This window comes from uncultured Clostridium sp. (assembly GCF_910588715.1).
Classification (GTDB): Bacteria; Bacillota; Clostridia; order Clostridiales; family Clostridiaceae; genus Clostridium.
Genome location: NZ_CAJURG010000001.1, coordinates 717806 through 740671, shown reverse-complemented (window position 1 = coordinate 740671; position 22866 = coordinate 717806). Strand labels below are relative to the sequence as shown.

Below are 22866 nucleotides of genomic sequence, written 5' to 3'. Positions count from 1 at the left end.
CGGAAGGGATACAAACAGTAACTAATAATTATTATTTTGTTGTTATTTTTGTTTAGACCTTTCATATTATGGAGGAATTTTAAATGGCAGACAAAACATTAACATGCAGAGACTGTGGAAGTGAATTTGTTTTCACTGAAGGAGAACAAGAATTCTACAAGGAAAAAGGGTTTGAAAATGAACCAACAAGATGTCCAGCTTGTAGAAAGGCTAAGAAACAACAAAATAATAGAAGATAATTATAAAGTATGTTTCTTAAGAGCTATAGAATTTATTCTATAGCTCTTTTAATATAAAAAAATCTAGTAATATCTTTATAGATTTACTAGATTTTTTTATTAATAGTTTCACTTTAAGTAAAAAATAGTATAATAAATTAGTATAAAGTGATTTAAGGAGAAATTTTATGAGAGTAATGTCTTTTAATTTAAGAAGTGATTTTATTTTAGATTTTAAAAATAGATGGGATAATAGGAAACATATAGTTTATAACATAATAGATAAATATAAGTGTGATATTATAGGTGCTCAAGAAGTAACTAATAAGATGTATGAAGATATAATGTTAAGTGTTAAAGATTATAATATTATAGGAAGTGCAAGAACTAAAAGATTTTTTTCAGAAAGAAATAATTTATTTATTGGAGAAGAACATAAAATATTAAATCATAAAACATTTTGGCTTTCTAAAAATCCAGATAAGGTTGGAAGTCAACTTTGGTATTCATTATATCCAAGAATATGTACAACAGCCGTTGTAGAATTAAAAAGTGGAGAAAAGATAAGAATATATAATACTCATTTAGATTGTTTTTTACCACAAGCTAGGGATTTTGGACTAAAGAAGCTAGGACAATTTATTGAAAAGAATCATAAAGAAGAAAAGCTACCAGTGATTATAATGGGAGATTTTAATGCAACTCCCAATAGTAAGGTTATTAAAAAATTTGCTTCTGGTGAATATAGTACAGATAGATTTGTAGCTGTTCAAGAAGTAAAAAAAGAACTATATGATAAATCAACTATGAGTAAATTTAAAGGTAAAGAAAAAGGCCTCCATATTGACTATATTTTTGTAAGTGAAGATTTAGAAATTGTTGATGTTAATATTATTAAAGATAATATTGATGGAAAATATCCATCAGATCATTATCCTTTAGTAGCAGATATTAGAATAAAAAGATAACTAAAAAATGATAACTATATTAGTTATCATTTTTTAGTTTTAAAATAAAATTAAGAAATTTTTTCTTTTTTAAACCACTTTAATGCATTTTTTAATTTAATAGGATTTCCATACATTAAAGTACCTAATCTATAAATTTTAGCAGCACCAAGAGATATTAATATAGTAGATAATAGTAGTATAATAAATGAAATAATTATTTCTAAATTAGATACATTACTCATTGCAACTCTTATAAGCATAGTCATAGAGGAACTAAAAGGTATAAAAGAAGCAATTTTTATAATTGGGCTATCACTATTTGTAAGTCCAAACATACTGATAAGAAATACAATAACAAAAATCATAGTTATTGGAGCAATGCTAGAACTAATATCTTCAGTTTTTGAAACTAATGCACCTAAAGCTCCAAATATGAATGAATAAAATAAGTATCCAACACTACCAAAAATGATAAATGTTAATAGTATATTACTTGGAATTTTAAATACTCCATCTAATATGCCATTCCAAGATTTACTGTTTAAAGCATAACTTAGCATACCAGAAGCTAATATTATTGCAACTTGAATAAAACTTGCAAGGGCAGCCCCTATTACTTTACCAAATATAAGACTATTGCTATTAGCACTTGTTACTAAAACTTCAATGGCTCTATTGCTTTTTTCAGAAGTAACTGAAACTGCAATTAATTGACCATATAATAGTATCATCATATACATTGCAAAAACAAAGATATAAACATAAAAGAAGTTATTTGCACTATCTTTTCCTAGTATAGTTACTTCAGATTCAAAAGAAGTATTTATAACAGATTGAAGCTCAGAAAAATTCAAATTATTATTTTTAGCATATTCAATTTGATTTAATGTAGATAATACATTTTCAAATAGCAATTGATTGTTATCATTAAGCCCATAATTTTCAACTAAGTATGAATATTTATTTAAGTTTTCTACTATAAATCCTGCTTCAGCATCATTAGAATTTATAAGTTCTTCAATTTCTTCCTTACTATTTTTTATAATCCAATTTGAGTTAGGAAATGAATTTTCAAGAATAGCTTTATCTTCAATAACATTATTAATATCCATTAAAGCATAATTAGTTTTATCTTTATCCTCTGTAATTTCAGTACTATTACTTGATGATAACTTAGGAATAAGTTTAGACATATCAAATATTGATGGTAAAGAAAGTCCTATTATTAATAATATTGAAATAAGTATAGTAGTAATTAAATAACCTTTATTTTTAAAATAATTGCTTAGTTCAAAGCTTAAAACATTAAAAAATTGTTTCATTATTCATCACCTGCCTTTAATACAAAAATATCTGTTAATGATGGTTCATATACTGAAAAACTTTCAATATCTATTCCATAATCTATGATACTTTTTAAAAAAGAATTTTTAGTGCAATCTTCACAAAGTTCTAATATTAAAAAATCCTTTTTTACAGCATAAACAGTAACTAAATTTGAAAAATTATTTTTGCATATTTCTTCTAATTCATCTAAGGAATAATTATTTGAACTTAAAATAAGTCTATTTTTACCATATTCTTTTTTTATATCTTTTAAATTACCACTTAAAGAAATATTTCCTTTATTTATTATTGCTATATCTTCACAAAATTCTTCAACATAGCTCATTTGATGGCTAGAAAAAATAACAAGCTTATTATCAGCAATTAATTCACTAACTACATCTTTAAGTATTTGAGCATTAACAGGATCAAGTCCACTAAATGGCTCATCTAAAATAACTATATTAGGATTACAAACTAAAGTTTGAGCTAATTGAACCTTTTGCTGATTGCCTTTAGATAAGGTATCTAGCTTTCTATTTTCATATTCAATAACACCTAATCTAGTTAGCCATTTTTTTGTATTTTCCTTAGCTTCCTTTTTACTTATGCCTCTTAATGTTGCAAGATAAACTATTTGTTCAGTTACCTTTTTCTTAGGATATAAACCTCTTTCTTCAGGAAGATATCCAATTTGATGATTTTTAGGTATAAAAGGCTTACCATCTAGTAATATTTCACCAGAATCACTTTTAAAAACATCCATTAATATTCTTATAGTTGTTGTTTTACCTGCCCCATTTCGTCCTAATAATCCTAATGCTTTTCCACTTTCCACAGAAAAGGAAATTCCGTGTAAGACTTCATTTCCAGAAAAGCTTTTTCTTAAATCTTTTATTTCTAGTTTCATAAAAGTGTCCCCCTTTATAGAATAAAAGTATTAAATTATTTTTAATAATTTAAGTATTTGATTATCAAAAAGTAATTTATAACTTATTATAGGGTATTTGATATAGAAAAGCAATGATTTGTTGGAAAAAATAAATTTTACAGTAAAATAAAGGTAAATAGATTTGCTATTACTTAAAGAATAAGAAATTATTACATTGAATAGAAAAAATAATATATTAGGAATTCCAATTGCAAGCCTTATAGAAAAAATATTTACTATTTTTAATAAAGATTAAAAGTGTTTAAAAATTTATAAATATTTTTATTAGTAGAGAAGATAATAAATTATATAAAGTTTAATTTAAGAAAAGGGTGAAAGTTATGATATATAAGAATGATAAAAAAGATTGTAATGATGGTTTAATTGATGGAGTAGTTTTTTGCGAAGAAGAGGAAAGAAAATTAAGACATGGAAATGAACAAAAACCTAAGAGCAAGCTTTTAGAGATATTTAATTTTCCAAATTTAAATTAATTATTAGGAATTTATTCATAAGTAGAGAGTAGTCAATAAATATTAATAAAATAATATGAAAAATAAAACTATATTAAACAAACCAAATTAAAAATGAGAATTAAAATATAAAATGCTTATATTTTAATTCTCATTTTTTAAATAAATAAAATTTATAATATATTAATTACTAAAAAGTTCATAATTTATCTTAGATTTATCTACACCTAATTCAATTAAATTACTTTCAACAGCTTTCATAAATGGTGGTGGACCGCAAAGATAAAAATCTGAACTTAAATTTATGTTATCTTTTAAAAATTCTTTATTTATATATCCAGTATAATCATAGTCTAAACCTTTTTTATCTTCATCTAAAGGTTTAGAGTAAAATACTGTATTTTTAATATTTTTAATTTTAGCTATACTTTCTATATCATTTTTGAATGGATGAAGACTAGAGTTTTGAACTGCCTGTATAAAATGAATGTTATTTCTAATAGAAGATTCTTCATATAACATAGATAATAATGGAGTTATTCCAATCCCACCTGAAATTAAAACTATATCATTATTTTTATTATTTATAGTGAATAATCCAGTTGGGGCCATAGCATAAATAGAATCTCCTATGTTAAGATTTTCATGAAGATAAGTACTAATTAAACCACCATTAATCTTTTTAACACTTATTCTATAAGTATCTTCATTAGGAAACATAGAAAGGCTATAAGTTCTTATAACATCTTTATATTTAGGATCATCAGTTTTTATTTTGAAGGGTAAGAATTGACCAGCTTTATGTTTTATAAGCTTATTGCCATCTTTTGATTTAAAATAAAATGAAACAATGTCAGGACAAACTTCTGTTTTATCAATTAACACTAACTCTTTAAAATCATTCCAATTTTTATTATTCATAACATACCTCCCTAAACTACCATATAATAATTATTATCTAATAACATGGTAAATAAAGTCAATATATTTAAATTGTTTTATAAAATAATTAATTATTATTAAGATTATATATTGAATAAAAAAAGTATTGACCTTATTGTTACTATAGGGTTTATTATTATTTAGAAAGGAAGTGAAAGTTTTGGATTTAACATTAGGAAAAGAGAATATAGGAAAACTATTTATAAAATATTCAATACCATCAGTAATTGCTATGGTAGTATTTTCAATATATATAGTTGTAGATGGAATATTTGTTGGAAATGTAATAGGTTCTAAAGGTCTTTCAGCAGTTAATATAGCAATGCCGTTTTTTGGAATAGCAATGGCCATAGGGATTATGGTTGCTATTGGAGGAGGAACAATTACAAGTATAGAACTTGGAAAGGGTGATAGAAATTCTGCAAGAAAAACTTTTAGTTTGGCATTTTATACTCTTATTATAATAACGTTATTATTATCAATATTTACTGTTATTTTTGCACCAACTATAGCAAAGCTTTTAGGAGCTAATGATGAATTAGTACCTTTAGTTGTAGAATATTTAGTATCGTTATGTTTATTTTTAGGAACTTTTGTAGGTAGCTCATATTTAAGTAGTGGACTTAGGGTTATGGGAAAACCAAATCATGCTATGATAGCAGATATTATTAGTTCGGGTCTTAATGTAGTACTAGATTATATTTTTATAGTAAAATTAGGATTTGGATTAGCAGGAGCTGGCTTTGCCTCTGGAATTGCTTTTACAGTTGGATTTTTATTTTCTTTAAGTCAATACCTAAAAAGAGATTCTATATTAAAGTTTTGTAAGGTAAAATTTGATTTTAAAAAGATAATAAGAATATTTTATAATGGTTCATCAGAAGGAATAACACAATTTGCAATTGCTTTTTCAACTTACATATTTAATATTGTATTAATGATTAGAATTGGTGAAATTGGAGTATCTGCTTTTTCTATAATTCTTTATGTAGCATCTTTAGTAACTGCTGTATTTTCAGGAATATGTAATGGAATTAGTCCTATAATTAGTTTTAATTATGGAGCTAATTATAAAGATAGAATAAAGGAAATTTTAAAGATTGCAATTATAACTATAAGTATATTAGGAGTTTTAAGCACTATATTTATGATATTAGGGGGTAAACCTCTTATTTCAATGTTTACTGAAGGAGATAAAGATTTAGTTTATTTTACTATACAGGCAACTAACTTATATTCTATGGCTTTTGTATTTAATGGATTAAATATTTTAGCATCAGCTTATTTTACAGCTTTAGAAGATGCAAAGACTTCAGTTATTATATCAATATTAAGAGGTGTAATTTTAATAGTTGTTTTTATAATTATTTTACCTATCGTGTTAGGGGATAATGGAATATGGTTAACAGTTCCTTTTAGTGAGTTAGTAACTGTTATTATAGCTATTAAGTATATGAAAAAATCACAGGCAAGACTTGATAAAATTAAAGTAGCGTAAAATATTTTAGGAGTTGTAAGATAATGATATTTTCTAAAATTAATTTTAATGATGAAGAAGCCTTATATTTACAAATAGAAAATTATATAGTAAGTATGATTAATAGTAATCTTCTGGTATCAAATGCAAAGCTCCCTGCTACAAGGGAGCTTTCAAAATTGCTTGGTGTAAGTAGAAATTCAGTAATAACTGCATATGAGAACCTTGAAGAAAAGGGAATTTTATATACTATAAAAGGAAGAGGAACTTTTGTTTCAGAAATTAAATCAGTAAATGAAAATGGTTGGAAGGTTTCTTGGAGTAAACGAGTTAATGATTATGGTACTTTTTCAGAAGAATTAGATATTGTAAAAAGTGAAATTCCATGGGAAAAAAATTTAATATCTTTTAAAAGCATATCACCAGATGGTGAATTATTTGATATGGAGGAATTTAAAAAATCATTTTTAAATATTATATCCGTTGAAGGTCATAAAATTTTGAATTATGGATATGCAAAAGGCTATAAGCCACTTATAGAATATTTATTAAATTATATGAAAACAAAGGGAGTAAATACAAAAGGAAAGGATATTATAATTACAAATGGTTTTACAGAAGGTTTAGAAATGGTTATTAATTCGTATACCAATAAAGGTGATAAAATTATTTGTGAAAATCCAACTCATAATACAGCAATTAAGATTATGAAAGTTCATGGATTAGAAGTAATAGGTGTTTCTATGACAGAAGAAGGAATAGATACTAATGAGTTAGAAAAGAAATTAAAAAATAATAATATAAAATTTGGATATTTAATTCCTTCATATCATAATCCAACTGGAATAGTAATGAGAGGAGAAAAAAGAGAGGTAGTTTATAACTTATTTAAAAAATATAATGTTCCAATAATAGAAGATGGATTTAATGAGGAGCTTTTATATAATAGTACTCATGTATCTCCTATGATAGCTCTTGATAATGGTGGAAGTGGGGTTATTTATATTGGAAGTTTTTCTAAGATATTATTTCCAGGAATACGAATAGGGTGGATTATTGCAGATAAAAGTGTTATAGACGTATTAGAAAGCGTAAAAAGATGCAAAAATATTCATACCTCATTTTTAGATCAAGGAATACTTTATGAATACTTAAATTCAGGAGCTTTTAATAAACAAATAAAAAGAATAAGAAAAGTATATAAAGAAAAGTATAGCTTTGCTATAAAATGCATTAATAAATATATTAATCCAACATTTATATGGGGTGAAGGTGGGCTTCATATTTATATTAAAATAAATGGTGTAGACTCAAGGAACCTTTTGGACAATTGCTATAAAGAAGGTGTTATATTTACACCAGGAGATATATTTTCTATTGATGATAATTGCAATGAATGTTTAAGATTAGGGCTTTCTAGATTATCACTTGGAGAAATAGAAAGAGGGATTAAAATTATAGGTAAAGTGAGTAACAAATTAAAGGGAAAATATTGAAAAGTGTAAATTATATAGAATTAATTAAAATATTTAAAAAAGTTTATTAATTATTAAAATTTACTTTGCAAAAGTACAATAAAGATGATATTCTATGTAATTGATGAAATAAAACGTTAGGGGGGAATTATGATATGACAAATGATATGACTAGGGGAAATCCCGTTAAGCTTATATTATTATTTTCAATACCTTTATTAATAGGAAATATATTTCAACAATTTTATAGTATGGTGGATACTATAATAGTTGGTAGATTTGTTGGTGTTGATGCTTTAGCTGCAGTTGGTTCAACAGGGTCTATGGTGTTTTTAGTTAATGGATTTGCAACAGGATTAACTAGTGGATTTGCAGTACTTGTATCTCAAAAGTTTGGTGCAAAAGACGAAAAAGGACTTCGTAAATCTGTTTCGAGTGCAGTAACTTTAACAGTTATTTCAGTAGTTATAGTTACATTAATAAGTTTAATATGTGGAAAACCATTATTAAAATTAATGAATACTCCTGATAATATTATGGCTGATGCTTATACATATATAAAAATTATTTATGGAGGACTTGTAACTACAGTTGCATATAACTTAATTGCAAGTATATTAAGAGCATTAGGAGATAGTAAAACACCATTATATTTTTTAATAATATCATCAGTTTTAAATGTTATTTTAGACTTAGTATTTATAATTAATTTTAAAATGGGAGTTGCGGGAGCTGCATATGCGACCATTATTTCTCAAGGTGTATCTGCAATACTTTGTTTAATTTATACTTATAAAAAATTTACTATTTTAAGACTTAAAAAAGAAGATTTTAAGGTTAAGAAAAGATACTACTATAAGCATTTAAAGATTGGTATTCCAATGGCACTTCAATTTTCGATAACTGCTATAGGAATAATGACAGTTCAAGGTGCTTTAAATGTATTTGGTTCTACAGTTATAGCTTCATATACAGCAGCATCAAAGGCGTTACAGCTTGTAATGCAACCAGCAATTACTTTTGGTGTTACAATGGCTACTTATTGTGGACAAAATCTTGGGGCAAGAGAATATGGGCGTATAAAAGATGGAGTTAAAGCATGTACTAAAATTTCAATTATTACAAGTATTGTTGCTGGCGCTGTTTTAATATTCTTAGGAAAATATTTTGTTATGATGTTTATAACTAATCCTGATGCTGAAATATTAAAATATGCACAACAAGTACTTGATATATCAGCTATATTCTTTATACCTTTAGGATTAATTTTTATATATAGAAATGCACTTCAAGGAATTGGTGATTCATTTATTCCAATGATGGCTGGAGCATATGAGCTTATAGCAAGAGCTATAGTTGCATTTACACTACCAAGATATTTAGAGTTTTGGGGTATTTGTTTAGCTGATCCAGTAGCTTGGTTTGCAGCTGCAATTCCTCTAGGAATTACTTATTTTAAAAGAATAAAAAGCTTATTAAAGCATGGTCAAATAAAAGTATAAATAATTAAAAAAATATTTATATAAAATAATCTTTTATTATAGATTATAAATAAAAATATAAGGAAGTTGTAGTAATATTAAATTATAAAATTTTAATATGATACAGCTTCTTTTTTTATTATTAAGCTAAAAAGAATATAATTGACAAATAAAATATAGAAATATATAATTTATTTTGGATTTAATAAGCATAATGGGTGTTTATAAACTTAATAGGGAATTAGGTTAAAGTCCTAAGCTACCCCAGTAACCGTAAAACTGACGAAATTCATTTAATTTGCCACTGCAATAATATGCGGGAAGGTATGAAAAGTAGAATGAAGTTAAGCCGGGAGACCTGCCTACTATGATAAAAATATTATCTTCTGAGGGTGAGATAATAGATACAAATAATAGATAATAAAATTAATATACCTTATTTATGGGATTTTAAATATTGAAAATTTAGCTTGATAAATAAAATATTAAGCTTATTTTATGAATATTTATTTTAGATATATATTAATAAGAAGTTATCAAAATTTATTATGTATTTTAGAGCGCTCTCACAAATGAAGCGCTTTTTTTAGTTAGAGATATAATTTATTAGATGATTATTCTAAAAAATAGAAGGATTTTAATTTTATATTATTGCTAACTAAACTAATGCCCCTCTAATATGAAAATTTAGGAGGAACTGTAATGCAAAACACAAAAAAAGTTTTATCATTAATTGCTACTTTGATAATGGCTATGATGATATTTGTAGGGTGTACAAGTAATCCTACAACAATGAAAGATAGAGAAGGAAACGAATTTAGTATTCCTAAGGAAGTAAATACTATAATATCTACTGCTCCATCTAATACTGAAATATTAGTAGCTTTAGGTTTAGCAGATAAATTAGTTGCTGTAGATAAATATTCAGAAGATGTTGAGGGAATAAAGAAAAATTTACCTAAAATAGATTTTACTAATCCAGATGCAGAAGCTATTATAGCTTTAAATCCAGATATAGTTATTGCATCAGGACATAATAAAGCAGGAAGTGAAGATCCCTTTGCTTTAATAAAAGAAGCTGGAATTCCAGTTGCATATATTCCAAGTAGTTACAGTATTGATGGAATATATGGAGATATTGAGTTTATTGCAAACTTAACTGGGACAGAAATAGAAGGAAAAGAATTAGTAAATTCAATGAAAGAAGAGGTAGAAGCTATAAAAAATATAGCTAATACTATAACAGATAAGAAAAAAGTTTATTTTGAAATTGGAGTAGGAACAGCTCTTTATACTTTTGGGAATGAGACATTCTTAAATGAAATGATAGAAACTATTGGAGCAAAGAATATATTTGGAGAAGAAAATTCATGGATAACAGTAACACCAGAAGCTGTTATAGATGCAAATCCAGATGTTATTTTAGTAAATTCTCCAGGAGAAAATGAAGCAGGATTAAATGCTGTTGAAGATGTATTAAGCAGAGAAGGTTGGGACACAATAAATGCTGTAAAAGAAGGTAAAGTATATAAAATTGATAAAAATGCTTCTTCAAGAGCATCACAAAATATAATAAAAGCATTAAAAGAAATGGCTAAGGATGTTTATCCAAATGAGTATAAAGACTTCTAAAAATAAAATATTATTAATATTATCAATTCCATTGGTATTATTAGCTATATGTATTGGAACTTCTAGCGGAAGTTCCAATATTAATATATTTGATACTTTTTTTATTTTAGCTAATAAGTTTTTTAGTGTCCCATTAATAGATGGAATTGATCCAAAACAAGTAACTATTATATGGAATTTAAGATTACCTAGGGTTTTACTTGCATTTATGGTTGGTGGTTCTCTTGCAGCTAGTGGAGCTATTGTACAATCAGTTTTAAAAAATCAATTGGCATCACCTTATACATTAGGATTGTCATCTGGTGCATCATTAGGGGTAGGAATTATTATTGTAACAGGAGCGTCAATTCCTTTTTTAGGTAGATTAACATTGCCAGTAGTTGGATTTGTTTGTAGTTTAATTACTATGATAATAGTATTAAAATTTGCTGAAAAGGTTGATAGAGGATTATCAAATACAACAATAATATTAGTAGGAATGGTATTATCTTTGTTTTTTAGTGCTATACTAACTACAATTTCAGCATTATTTTCAGATAAAATGCAAAGTATAACTATGTGGTCAATGGGAACATTTTCTATGAAGGGATGGAGTTATGTAAAAGCTGGTTTACCATTTTTTATTATAGGGATTATAGGTATAGCTTTTTATTTTAAAGAAATGGATGTATTAACTTTTGGAGAAGATGAAGCAAAAGCTATTGGAGTAGATACAAATAAAGTTAAAAGAAGATTATTTTTATTTGTAGCAATTCTTACAGGAAGTGCTGTTGCTCTTAGTGGTACTATAGGATTTATAGATTTAATAGCTCCACATGTTGTTAGAAAAATATTTGGGTCAAAGCATTCTTATGTTGTACCAATGTCAGTAGTTTTTGGTGGATGTATGATGATATTTACAGATTTAATATCAAGAACTATAATAGCACCATCAGAATTACCAGTTGGAGCAATAACAGCATTAATTGGTGGACCATTTTTTGCTTATATATATTTTAAAAAGTCAAAATAGGAGAGATTTAATGCTAGAAATAAATGAAGTTAGATGTGGATATGATAACAAAGAAATTGTTAAGGGTGTAAGCTTTAATGTTAAACGTGGAAATAACCTTTGTATAGTTGGACCTAATGGATGTGGAAAGAGTACTCTTTTAAAATCAATAGCTAATTTATTAGATTATAAAGGAAATATAAAAATTGATTCTAAGGAAGTAAATAAGTTAAATAGAAAAGATTTAGCAAAGAATGTTGCATTAATGAGTCAGGCTAGTAATATATATTTTCCTTATACAGTTTATGAAACAGTTGCCTTAGGGAGATATGCACATTTAAAAGGAGTATTTTCAAAGATAAATAAAAAAGATAATGAAATAATTATTAAAAGTATAGCTAGTGTAGGGTTAAGTGATATTAAAGATAAATTAATAAGCGAATTATCAGGAGGGCAATTGCAAAGAGTTTATTTAGCTAGAGCTTTTGCACAAGATCCAGATGTAATTCTTTTAGATGAGCCCACAAATCATTTAGATTTAAAATGTCAAATAGAAATATTAGATTATTTAAATAAATGGACTAAAGAAAATAATAAAATTGTTGTTGCTGTTTTACATGATTTAAATTTAGTTCAAACTTTTGGAGAAAAAGTAGTAATGATGAATGAAGGAAAAGTTATCATTTCAGGAACTCCTAAAGAAGTATTAAATGGAGAAAAGTTAAAAGAAGTTTATGGAGTAGATGTAAAGGAATTTATGGTGGAAGCCTTAAAAAAATGGAAGTAGTAAATATAAATTGTTATAAACATTAAATATCTAATTTAAATCATAGTTTTAATTTAAACTTTAAATTAAAAAAATAAAAGCTATGCCAATTAATAAAAAAGGTATAGCTTTTTATATTTGATAATTATTATTACATTAAAGTTTATCAATTAAAAAGCAAATTTTAATGAAGTTATTATTACTATGATTATTGTTGTTAAAATTGGTATAGCTACAGAGGTTACAAATATATCTTTGTAGCTTTCTTTATGCGTTAATCCACAAATAGCTAAAGTAGTTATAACAGCACCATTATGAGGAAGAGTATCTAATCCTCCTGATGATAAAGAAGCAATTCTATGTAATAATTCTGGGGAAATAGATAAATCTTTACTCATTTCTATGAAAGTTGGAGCAAGTGCAGATAAACTTATTCCCAATCCCCCTGAAGCAGAAGCAGTAAGTCCACAAATTATATTTACAGAAATGGCTTCTGAAATAATTGGGTTAGAAGAAATGTTCATTATGCTAGTTTGTATTGAAGCAAAAATAGGCAATGCTTTAATTATACTTCCATATCCAACTATAGCACTAGAATTTAATAAAGGAAGAAAAGAGTTTTTTGCTCCTTCACTTAATGATTCATTTAAATTTTTTAGTTTTTTATAATTTAATAATATAATATAAATTATTGAAATAACTATAGCTATTATTACACTCCAAGTTCCAGAAACTTTATCTAATGTAACACCATATTGATTTAAATAGCTTCCATTAGTATTAGGAAAATAAAATTTTGAAAGTAAAAAGTTTGTTATAAATATTATTAAAATAGGTATAATAGATTCAATTATATTAGGTAATTTTTCATTAGAATCAATTTTATTTACATCATTATGATTTCCATAGCTCTCACCTAGTATTTTAGCTTTTTTAGCTCTTTTTGTAAGCCATAGTAATCCAAGTGTAAGCATTATAAAACTTGCTAGTAATCCAATTAATGGAGCGGCAAATGTATCTGTTCCAAAATAACTCATTGGTATAACATTTTGAATTTCAGGTGAACCTGGCATAGCCGTCATTGTAAAAGTAAATGCACCTAATGCAATAGTTCCAGGTATAAGTCTTTTAGGTATATCAGCTTCTTTAAACAATATATTTGCTAGGGGATATAGTATAAAAGCAACTACAAATAAAGATACTCCTCCATAGGTTAAAAGTGCTCCAGATAAAACAATTGCAAGTATTGCCTTATCTTTTCCAAGTTTTGTTGTAATAAATGATGCTATAGATTTGCCATAACCAACTTCATCTATTAATTTTGCAAATATAGCTCCAGTTAAGAATAAAGGAAAGTAACTTTTTACAAAGTTAGCAAATCCATTCATATAAACCTCTGTGTAATTAGCCATTAAATGACTATTAAGTCCAAGAGAAATGAGCAGAGTTAATAGCCCTATAATAGGGGCTGTGATTATAGTAGAATACCCCTTATATGCTAAAAACATAATAAGAGATAAAGAAAGTATTAATCCGATTAAACTTATCATTAGTTTTCTCCTTATCTATAATTTACTAAATTTATTATATGTACTTAATTGTTAAAATATTATATAATAAATATTAAAGAATAATAATTATTATATAATAAAATTGCAATAAGTAAAGAGTTTTATATTTATATATAACGGAGGATTAAAAAATGAAAAAAGAAGAGTTAAAAGATAAAAAAACAGTAGAAATAGAAGCTCCTAAAAAGATAAAGTATCAATGTTTACATACAAAGGAAGCAAGGGAGTGTACTTGTATAAGAAGTAAGGGATTAGTTTTAAAAAAATAATATTAATATATTAAGTGAGAATTTTAAAATTTAGTTTTGTAGTAATGTTTATAAAAAATAGTAGCACCTACTTTGTAGTATGCTACTATTTTTTTGCTATCTGTCAAAACAACTAAAGTTGTAATTTGGTGTAAAATATATTGCAGTATGTTTTACATCCTATTGTATTATTTACATTTTTGAAAAGATTATACGATAACTTTATTTATACTAAATAATTATAAAAATAATATTTAATTAAATTATATTGAGATATTAAATTAAAATAATTTAGCTTTTATGATTATAAAAATTATAATTACTTTAAATTAAATTACATATTTGGTATAATATTTACATAAAAGTTAAAATTAATAAAATATTACATAATAATCAATAAAGAATTTAATAAATAACAATCAAAATTAATAAAAATGTTGTATAATAATATTGTTCGGATTAAATATTATTTTAAGATCCTAACGAGGGGAGAAATCTTATGTTAGTAAACACACATTTAGCAATAGGATTATATTGTTACAATTTATGCAATGAAAGATATAATTTAGGTTTAGATAAAAAAAGATTTTTAGCCGGTTGTGTAGAGCCTGATTTACACAAGAGAAGAAATAAGATTAAGCACACATATAGTGTTTCTAAAGATAAAATGCTTGAATATAAAAATTACATTGAAAATAACGATTTAGATATTAATGAAGTCTCATTTATTATAGGGAAAATAGCTCATTATATAGGAGATTGTTTTTGTAAGTATCATTTAGAAGAATACTATGGTAAGGATATGAAAAATCATTTTGCATATGAATTTAATTTACATGTAAAGTTAAAAAAAACTTTAAGAGATAATGGATATATTTTTGAAAATGTTTTAGATAATATGGATGATTCTATGGATTATTTAGAAGAATTAAAGCTAACTAGACAAGAGTATTTATCTTTAAAAGAAGATGCTGTAAATGATATATTATATACAACAAAGATGATTTGTCAGCTTTTATATTTAACACAAAAACATTTTATAAAAGTATTTGAATCTTATATTTAATTAAATAAGACTATAGTAAGCAGTAATAGTAATAAAAAATACTATTACTGCATTTTTTATTATAAAAATATTAAGTGATAATTAATATTAATGATATAATTTAAATATAAGTTTATTTTATATTAGGTATTTTATAGTTTAAAAGAAAAAATAAGTAGTATAAATTAGGGGAAAGATACAATTATATATGATTGTAAGTAAAATATTTTAAAGTTAAGTTTTGGATTTTATAAGGTAATGTTTTATTAAGACAAAATAAAATTGAGAAGTTTATAAATTTAAACGAGTAGAGGTGATTTATTTTATGATTAATAACAATAACTATATGAATTTTATTGCTGATCCTAAATTTTTAAATGGAAATAGAGATGAAGATTTATATTTTTTATTTCAAGATAAAATGATTTTAGTTAAAGAAGATATGGGAAAAGTAATTATTCCAACTTTTAAAGAAATTAATAATTTAATTGATGGACTTGAAATAATGTATCATTTAGGGAAGCTTAACGAAGTGAATTGTTTTTGCGGGGAAATAAATTCTTGTGTTAAGGTATCAGGAGAATTAAAATTTATTCCATTAAGGCAGGGAAGTTCACTTATTGATAAAGATATTTTTAGTGTTTGTGGAAGAGCAGCTCAAATTATTCACTTCCATAAAACTAATAAATTTTGTGGAGTATGTGGTGGAGAAAATGAATTTGTAGGATATGAGTTTGCAATGAAGTGTAGTAAATGTGGATATATGGGTTATCCACAGGTTTGCCCTGCAATTATAGTAGGAATAACAAGGGAAAATACTATATTACTAGCAAATAATAAAAATTTTCCGAAGGGCTTACATAGTAATGTAGCTGGATTTGTAGATGTAAATGAAACTTTAGAAGAAGCAGTAAAAAGAGAAGTATTAGAAGAGGTAAATATACGAGTAAAAAATATTAAATATTTTTCAAGTCAACCATGGCCATATCCAAACTCTATTATGATTGGATTTATAGCTGAATATGATGGGGGAGAAATAAAGGTTGATGGAAAGGAAATTATGCATGCTGATTGGTATAGTAAAGATAATTTACCTATACTGCCAGATGAAAATACTATTGCTAGAAAAATTATAGATGAAATTTTAAATAATGTTTTAAAATAGGTAATTTTTATTATTTTAGTTAATTAAGTTATTTTGAATAGTATTAGTAAAAATGATTAAAATATTTATTGAATACTTTAATAAATAAGGAGAAAATTTATATGGATAAGGATAAAAAAATATGTTATTGCTTTAATGTATCAGTAGAGGATATAGAAAGAGCAATAGAAAATGGTGCAACTTCATTTGATGAAGTTCAAGCTGTAACTAATTGTGGAAAAGGTTGCGGTTCATGTTTATCAAAAGCTAAGGCTACTGTTGATGAATTACTAAAGAAAGATTAGATTAGTATTTAATTTAAAAACTCATTATAGAAATTATTTCTATGATGGGTTTTGTTGTTTGAATCTTTAAATTTTAATTAATATAATTATATATAGGGGGTGAATAAATTGAAGTTAAAACTTTTAGCAATAACTACTTCAATTATCTTAGGGTTAGCTTTTGTACCAAATAGAGAATTTAAGTATATTAATAAATCTCAGGAAGATAACTCACTTACTTTTTCAAATGATGAGAATAGGGAAATTTATGGAACAGTAACTATTGAAAGAAATTGGGTTGTGGACCCTGCTGATACAAAAAGAGTATTTCAAAACTTAGATGATATTTTTGTAGTAAAAGCAAAAGTAAATTCTATTGAAGAAGCTTTATTTTTAGAGGTTGAAGAAAACTATTCAAATCCACATCCTTTTACACCAGTAAATATTTCAGTTAATAATGTATTAGTAGGAGATGGTTTGGAAAACTTAGAAAAAGTATATCTAGTAGGTGGACAAGTTAAAATATCTGAAGTTATGAAAACTATGACAGAAGATGCAATAAAAAAATTAGAATATGATAAGTTACCTAAAGAAGCTTTAGACACTTATATAGATTATACATCTAATCATGATTATGATTTAAGTGTAGGTGATGAATATGTATTTATCTTATTAAAGCAAAGGGATAATACATATCATATTTTAGGAAATGGATACGGCGTGTTTAAGGAGAATAGTACAAAATCCACAAAAGGTTATCAAAATGTCTTAACTAAAAACGAATTAGTAGGAGCCGATGGAAATATAATAAGATAATATTTTTATTAAAAATTAGATATTTGAAAATAAAATTTTATGTAGGTTATGAATAAAAATTATATCTAAAAAATGAGTTATATACTATTGAATTAAAAAACAATAGTATATACTCTTTTTTATTATGTATTATAAAAGTAAAAGTTACTAATAATAAATTTTATTAGATAAATTATTATTAGGAGTGATAATATGAATTTTCCAACTAGTTTTCCAGCACAACATCAAGATAAGCATCCAGGATTTGAAAGTATAATGAACCCAGCACCTATTTATTATGATGAAAACTATATTAAAAAAGGCGATTTATTAAAAGATAAAGTTGCAATAATAACAGGAGGGGATAGTGGGATTGGAAGAGCTGTATCTTTAGCTTATGCTTATCAAGGGGCTAATATTGTTATTATATATTATGATGAGTTAAAAGATGCAGAGGATACTAAAAAGCTTATTGAAGAAGTTGGTAGAAAATGTACTATTATTCAAGGGGATATAGCAGATAGTAAGTTTTGCATTGATGTTATAGAATCGGTTATTAAGGAATATGGAAAGATAGATATTTTAGTTAATAATGCAGCTGTTCAATATGAATGTAAGGATTTTAAAGAAATTACAGATTTACAATTTGATAAAACAGTAAAAACTAATATTTATGGAACTTTTTACATGACTAGATCAGCATTAAAATATATGAAATCAGGAGGATGTATAATAAATACTGCATCAGTTACTGCTTATGCAGGTAATGAAAAGTTAATAGATTATTCTATGACTAAGGGTGCAATTGTAACATTAACTAGATCATTATCAACATCTTTGGCTAAAAATAAATCTGGAATAAGAGTTAATGCAGTTGCACCAGGACCAATATGGACACCTTTAATTCCATCGAGTTTTAAAGCAGAAGAAATACCACAGTTTGGAGCAAATACACCTATGGCAAGAGCAGGTCAACCAGTTGAATGTGCTGGAGCATATGTATTTTTAGCTTCAGATGCAGCATCATATATTACTGGTCAAACAATTCATATAAATGGAGGAGAAATAGTAAATAGTTAAATTGTAATAAGCTATTAAGTTTAATAATAAATAACTTAATAGCTTATTTTTTATCGATTGAGATATATTGTTAAAATAATGACAATAAAACTGAAAATTTGTGATTATAATCACAGTTAGAGAACCTCTTTAATGTTACAATTAATCTGAAATTATACTGAATATAGAGTTTATTAAAATTGTGAATTGGAGAAGGAAGTAGTATGAAGAAGATTCAATCAACATGTAATTTATGTGCATTAGCATGTAATATAGATTTTTATGTAGAAAATGGTAAAATAGCTAAGGTTTCACCTACAGTTGATTATCCTGTAAATAAAGGTTTTTGTTGTATAAAGGGATTAAATTTAGACAAGCAACAAACAAAGTTTAAAGCAAGAAAGAATCCTTTATTAAGAGATGAAAATGGAGAAATGAAAGAAATTTCATGGGAAGAAGGATTTAAAACATTTGCTAAAAAAATGACAAGCATTCAAGAAAAGTACGGTAAAGAAAGTGTTGCTTTTATTAGTACAGGACAAATGCCAACTGAAGATATGGCTTTACTAGGACATGTAGGTAGAAACTATATGGGAATAAACGGAGATGGTAATACAAGATTATGTATGGCTACATCAGTAGTTGCACATAAACAAAGTTTTGGATTTGATGCTCCACCATATACATTAAATGATGCGGAACTTTCAGATACAATAATTTTAATTGGGGCAAATCCAGTTATAGCTCATCCAGTATTTTGGGGACGTATTAGAGAGAATAAAGATGCAAAGATAATAACAATAGATCCAAGAAAGTCAGAAACGGCTATGAATTCAGATATATGGATAGATATTAAACCAAAAGCTGACTTAGTATTAATGTATACTTTAGCAAATGTATTAATAGAAAAAGGATATATTGATGTTAATTATATAGAAAATCATACAGAAGGATATGAAGAATTTAAAAAACATGTTTCCAAGTTTACTTTAGATAAAGTTGAAGCTGAAACTGGAATAAGTGCAGAAAGAGTTATAGAGCTTGCAGAAATAATTCATGCAGGAGAAAGAGTATCTTTTTGGTGGACAATGGGAGTTAACCAAGGTTATCAAGCAGTTAGAACAGCTCAATCTATAATTAACTTAGCATTAATAACAGGAAATATTGGTAGACCAGGTACAGGAGCAAACTCTTTAACAGGTCAATGTAATGCTATGGGATCAAGAGCATTTAGTAATACAGCAGGATTATTTGGCGGTGGAGATTTTGATAATCCAGTACGTAGAAAAGCTGTAGCAGAAGCTTTAGGAGTAGATGAAAGTGCTTTAGCTACAAAACCAACAATTCCTTATAATGCTATAATTGAAAAAGCTATTGCAGGTGAAATTAAAGGATTATGGGTAATTTGTACAAATCCTAGACATTCATGGGCAAATAATGAAGAATTTGAAAAGTGTGTTAAGAACTTAGATTTCTTTGTTGTTCAAGATATATATGAAGATACTGATAGTGCTAAGCTTTGTGATTTATATCTACCTTCAGTACCTGCACTTAAAAAAGAAGGGGTATTAATTAATACTGAAAGAAGATTATCAAAGGTTAATCCTGTAATTGATAAAGAAGAAGGAGAATTATCAGATTTTGAAATTTTCTATAACATAGGTAAAGAACTTGGAATGGGAGATTTATTAAATGGATGGGAAACTCCAAGATCTGCCTTTGAATTATTAAAGAAATGTTCTAAAGGAATGCCTTGTGATATAACAGGTGTAACTTATGAAATGTTAGAAGGAAAAAATATGGAAGGATCAAGAGGAGTTCAATGGCCATTTAGAGCTGGGGAAGCTTTAACTGATGACGAAAGAAGATTATATGAAGATGGTAATTATTATACTCCATCTAAAAAAGCTAAATTCCACTTTGAAGATATAGCTGAAAATCCAACTAAAACAAGTGAAGAATTCCCTTATATATTTAATTCAGGAAGAGGAACAGTAGGGCAATGGCATACTAGTGTAAGATCAAGAGAAATTGATGAGTCAGAAAGAATTTATTCTAAAGTATCTTATGCATTTATGAATCCAGAGTTAGCAAAGGAATTAAATATAACTGAAAACGAAAGAGTTAGCATAGCTTCTCAAAATGGAGTAACTAAGGATTTCACTATAAAGATATCTGATAATGTTAAGAAAAATCATTTATATGCTCCAATTCATTATATTGAAACAAATGCACTTACTCCTTCAGTTTATGATCCATATTCAAAGGAACCATCATTTAAAACAGTTGCAGTAAATATCATTAAAAAGTAGAGGGTGACTAAATATGAAAAGAATTAAAATAGATAGAGAAAAATGTGTAGGTTGTTTAACTTGTACAACTGCATGTATTGTAGCCCATGAATCAGAGGATACAAGAAGCAGAATAACAATCGATAGCTCAGGTAAATATGCACCTATTTTCTGTAGACATTGTGATAAACCAGAATGTGTTTATACTTGTATGACAGGTGCTATGAGTAAAAATAAAGAAACTGGATTAGTTGAATATAATAAGGATCATTGTGCTAGTTGCTATATGTGTATAATGGCATGTCCTTACGGAGTTTTAAAAGCTGATAGTAGAGCACATAAAGAAATAATGAAATGTGATGCATGTAAGGCGCATGGCACTGCGCAATGTGTTGCTAAATGTCCAATGGGAGCAATTACATTAGAGGAGGTAACTAAGTAATGAGATATGTAGTTATAGGAGCCTCTGCTGCTGGTATAAGTGGAGCTAAAACTTTAAGAGAATTAGATAAAGATGCTGAAATAGTATTAATATCAAAGGATGAAAATGTATATTCAAGATGCATACTTCATCATTATATTTCAAATCATAGAGATGTTGATGCATTAAACTTTACAAGTAAAGAGTTTTTTGAAGAAAATAATATAACTTGGATGAAGGGGTTAGAGGTTATATCTCTTAATGATAAAGAACAAGTTTTAGAATTATCAAATGGAGAAACTTTAAGCTATGATAAATTATTAATTTGTAGTGGTGCATCTGCATTTATACCACCAGTTCCAGGACTTAGAGAAGCAAACAACGTGGTTGGATTAAGAAATTTAGATGATGCTATATTAATAAAAGAGCAAGCTAAAAAGGTTAAAAATGTAGTAGTTTTAGGTGCAGGACTTGTTGGAATAGATGCAGTAAGTGGATTACTTGGACAAGGATTAAATATATCTTTAGTTGAAATGAGTAATAAAATACTTCCACTTCAATTAGATAAACATGCCTCAGATGTTTATGAAAGGAAGTTTATTGAAGAAGGTGTTTTTTTAAAATTAGGCGTTAAAGCAGAAAAATTACTTTTAGATGGAAATAATAATCCTAAAGCTTTATTATTAAATACAGGTGAAGAAGTTCCATGTGAATTAGTAATAGTTGCTACAGGTGTTAGATCAAACATTTCATTTATGGAAAATAGTAATGTTGAATGTGACAGATTTGGATTAATAATTGATGCAAAGGGAAAGACTAACATTGAAAATATATATGGAGCTGGTGATGTAACTGGTAGAAATCCAATATGGCCAACAGCTGTAAAGGAAGGTATAATAGCAGCAAATAATATGCTAGGAAAAGAAAGTGTTATGACTGATTTCTTTGGAAGCAAAAATACAATGAACTTTGTTAACATTGCTACAATGTCACTTGGTATGGTAGAACCAGCTGATGAAACTTATATAGTTGAAACTCAAGTTGAAGGAGACAATTATAAAAAGATAATTCATAAAGAAGGAAAAATTTATGGTGCTATAATTCAAGGTGATTTATCTTATGCAGGAGTTTTAACTCAGCTTATAAAAGAAAATATTGATGTTTCTAAGGTAACTAAAAGTTTATTTGATATAGATTATGCAGATTTCTTTAATATAGAAAAGAATTTTGAGTTTAGTTATAAATAAGATTTTAAAATTAAAATAAGTTAGAGGAAGAAATTTATTTTCTCCTCTAACTTATTAAATTTAAATAGCTATTTACAAAACAAATAAAAAACTATATAA

General features: G+C 26.3%; 22 protein-coding genes and 1 riboswitch. Of the genes, 18 read left to right on the top strand and 4 right to left on the bottom strand.

Annotation, left to right across the window (positions count from 1 at the left end; all coding sequences use genetic code 11):
* The first annotated feature begins 83 nt into the window (after positions 1 to 83).
* Together QZ321_RS03640 and QZ321_RS03635 are read left to right on the top strand one after the other, a co-directional pair.
* A complete protein-coding gene (locus QZ321_RS03640) occupies positions 84 to 239 on the top strand; it encodes a zinc-ribbon domain-containing protein (protein ID WP_133015847.1) in 156 nt (51 codons plus the stop codon).
* 167 nt (positions 240 to 406) lie between these two features.
* Positions 407 to 1186, top strand: a complete 780-nt coding sequence (locus QZ321_RS03635; protein ID WP_291746627.1) for an endonuclease/exonuclease/phosphatase family protein — start codon at positions 407 to 409, stop codon at positions 1184 to 1186.
* Positions 1187 to 1236: 50 nt separating this feature from the next.
* Here the strand turns inward: QZ321_RS03635 and QZ321_RS03630 are convergent, their stop codons facing one another.
* Together QZ321_RS03630 and QZ321_RS03625 are read right to left on the bottom strand one after the other, a co-directional pair.
* Positions 1237 to 2490: an ABC transporter permease gene (locus QZ321_RS03630; protein ID WP_291746624.1), complete on the bottom strand. Its 1254-nt coding sequence runs from the start codon at positions 2488 to 2490 to the stop codon at positions 1237 to 1239.
* The gene (locus QZ321_RS03625) at positions 2490 to 3404 is read right to left on the bottom strand and encodes an ATP-binding cassette domain-containing protein (protein ID WP_291746621.1); all 915 of its coding nucleotides are present in this window, start codon (positions 3402 to 3404) and stop codon (positions 2490 to 2492) included. Before QZ321_RS03625 ends, QZ321_RS03630 begins: the two co-directional genes overlap by 1 nt.
* 362 nt (positions 3405 to 3766) lie before the next feature.
* Between QZ321_RS03625 and QZ321_RS03620 the strand changes: the two genes are divergently transcribed.
* Entirely contained in the window at positions 3767 to 3919 is a 153-nt protein-coding gene (locus QZ321_RS03620; RefSeq protein WP_291746618.1) for a hypothetical protein, read from the top strand.
* Between the two features lie 162 nt (positions 3920 to 4081).
* Here the strand turns inward: QZ321_RS03620 and QZ321_RS03615 are convergent, their stop codons facing one another.
* The gene (locus QZ321_RS03615) at positions 4082 to 4819 is read right to left on the bottom strand and encodes an FAD-binding oxidoreductase (protein ID WP_291746615.1); all 738 of its coding nucleotides are present in this window, start codon (positions 4817 to 4819) and stop codon (positions 4082 to 4084) included.
* Positions 4820 to 5000: 181 nt separating this feature from the next.
* Here QZ321_RS03615 and QZ321_RS03610 point away from each other — a divergent pair, with 181 nt between their 5' ends.
* The 6 genes from QZ321_RS03610 to QZ321_RS03585 all read left to right on the top strand — a co-directional run bounded on the left by QZ321_RS03610 (position 5001) and on the right by QZ321_RS03585 (position 12683).
* Positions 5001 to 6338, top strand: coding sequence for an MATE family efflux transporter (locus QZ321_RS03610; protein ID WP_291746612.1), 1338 nt, complete (start codon positions 5001 to 5003; stop codon positions 6336 to 6338).
* Between the two features lie 23 nt (positions 6339 to 6361).
* A complete protein-coding gene (locus QZ321_RS03605; RefSeq protein ID WP_291746609.1) occupies positions 6362 to 7813 on the top strand; it encodes a PLP-dependent aminotransferase family protein in 1452 nt (483 codons plus the stop codon).
* Positions 7814 to 7947: 134 nt separating this feature from the next.
* The gene (locus tag QZ321_RS03600) at positions 7948 to 9294 is read left to right on the top strand and encodes an MATE family efflux transporter (RefSeq protein WP_291746606.1); all 1347 of its coding nucleotides are present in this window, start codon (positions 7948 to 7950) and stop codon (positions 9292 to 9294) included.
* A 178-nt stretch (positions 9295 to 9472) separates the two neighbouring features.
* Positions 9473 to 9654, top strand: a riboswitch (cobalamin riboswitch).
* 321 nt (positions 9655 to 9975) lie between these two features.
* Positions 9976 to 10905, top strand: a complete 930-nt coding sequence (locus QZ321_RS03595; protein WP_291746604.1) for an ABC transporter substrate-binding protein — start codon at positions 9976 to 9978, stop codon at positions 10903 to 10905.
* Entirely contained in the window at positions 10886 to 11917 is a 1032-nt protein-coding gene (locus QZ321_RS03590; RefSeq protein ID WP_291746602.1) for an iron ABC transporter permease, read from the top strand. The genes QZ321_RS03595 and QZ321_RS03590 overlap by 20 nt, the downstream gene beginning before the upstream one ends.
* 10 nt (positions 11918 to 11927) lie before the next feature.
* Positions 11928 to 12683 (top strand): ABC transporter ATP-binding protein, encoded by a 756-nt coding sequence (locus QZ321_RS03585; RefSeq protein ID WP_291746599.1) that lies wholly within the window; start codon positions 11928 to 11930, stop codon positions 12681 to 12683.
* Between the two features lie 149 nt (positions 12684 to 12832).
* On the opposite strand, the gene QZ321_RS03580 is transcribed toward QZ321_RS03585, so the two are convergent.
* Positions 12833 to 14212 carry a GntP family permease gene (locus QZ321_RS03580; RefSeq protein ID WP_291746597.1) on the bottom strand — a complete coding sequence of 460 codons (1380 nt, stop codon included), beginning with the start codon at positions 14210 to 14212 and terminating at the stop codon, positions 12833 to 12835.
* 152 nt (positions 14213 to 14364) lie between these two features.
* On the opposite strand from QZ321_RS03580, the gene QZ321_RS03575 reads away from it, so the two are divergent.
* The 9 genes from QZ321_RS03575 to QZ321_RS03535 all read left to right on the top strand — a co-directional run bounded on the left by QZ321_RS03575 (position 14365) and on the right by QZ321_RS03535 (position 22767).
* Positions 14365 to 14502 (top strand): hypothetical protein, encoded by a 138-nt coding sequence (locus QZ321_RS03575; protein WP_291746594.1) that lies wholly within the window; start codon positions 14365 to 14367, stop codon positions 14500 to 14502.
* A 478-nt stretch (positions 14503 to 14980) separates the two neighbouring features.
* Positions 14981 to 15547: a zinc dependent phospholipase C family protein gene (locus QZ321_RS03570; protein ID WP_291746591.1), complete on the top strand. Its 567-nt coding sequence runs from the start codon at positions 14981 to 14983 to the stop codon at positions 15545 to 15547.
* Positions 15548 to 15851: 304 nt separating this feature from the next.
* Positions 15852 to 16691 (top strand): NAD(+) diphosphatase, encoded by an 840-nt coding sequence (nudC, locus tag QZ321_RS03565; RefSeq protein WP_291746588.1) that lies wholly within the window; start codon positions 15852 to 15854, stop codon positions 16689 to 16691.
* A gap of 101 nt (positions 16692 to 16792) precedes the next feature.
* Positions 16793 to 16975: a bacterioferritin-associated ferredoxin gene (locus QZ321_RS03560; protein ID WP_291746586.1), complete on the top strand. Its 183-nt coding sequence runs from the start codon at positions 16793 to 16795 to the stop codon at positions 16973 to 16975.
* 108 nt (positions 16976 to 17083) lie between these two features.
* The gene (locus QZ321_RS03555; RefSeq protein WP_291746584.1) at positions 17084 to 17770 is read left to right on the top strand and encodes a hypothetical protein; all 687 of its coding nucleotides are present in this window, start codon (positions 17084 to 17086) and stop codon (positions 17768 to 17770) included.
* 192 nt (positions 17771 to 17962) lie between these two features.
* A complete protein-coding gene (locus tag QZ321_RS03550) occupies positions 17963 to 18829 on the top strand; it encodes an SDR family oxidoreductase (protein WP_294196224.1) in 867 nt (288 codons plus the stop codon).
* Between the two features lie 203 nt (positions 18830 to 19032).
* Positions 19033 to 21120, top strand: coding sequence for a molybdopterin oxidoreductase family protein (locus QZ321_RS03545; RefSeq protein ID WP_294196221.1), 2088 nt, complete (start codon positions 19033 to 19035; stop codon positions 21118 to 21120).
* Between the two features lie 13 nt (positions 21121 to 21133).
* A complete protein-coding gene (locus QZ321_RS03540; protein WP_291749627.1) occupies positions 21134 to 21541 on the top strand; it encodes a 4Fe-4S dicluster domain-containing protein in 408 nt (135 codons plus the stop codon).
* Positions 21541 to 22767 carry an FAD-dependent oxidoreductase gene (locus QZ321_RS03535; protein WP_291749623.1) on the top strand — a complete coding sequence of 409 codons (1227 nt, stop codon included), beginning with the start codon at positions 21541 to 21543 and terminating at the stop codon, positions 22765 to 22767. Before QZ321_RS03540 ends, QZ321_RS03535 begins: the two co-directional genes overlap by 1 nt.
* The last annotated feature ends 99 nt before the right edge of the window (positions 22768 to 22866 follow it).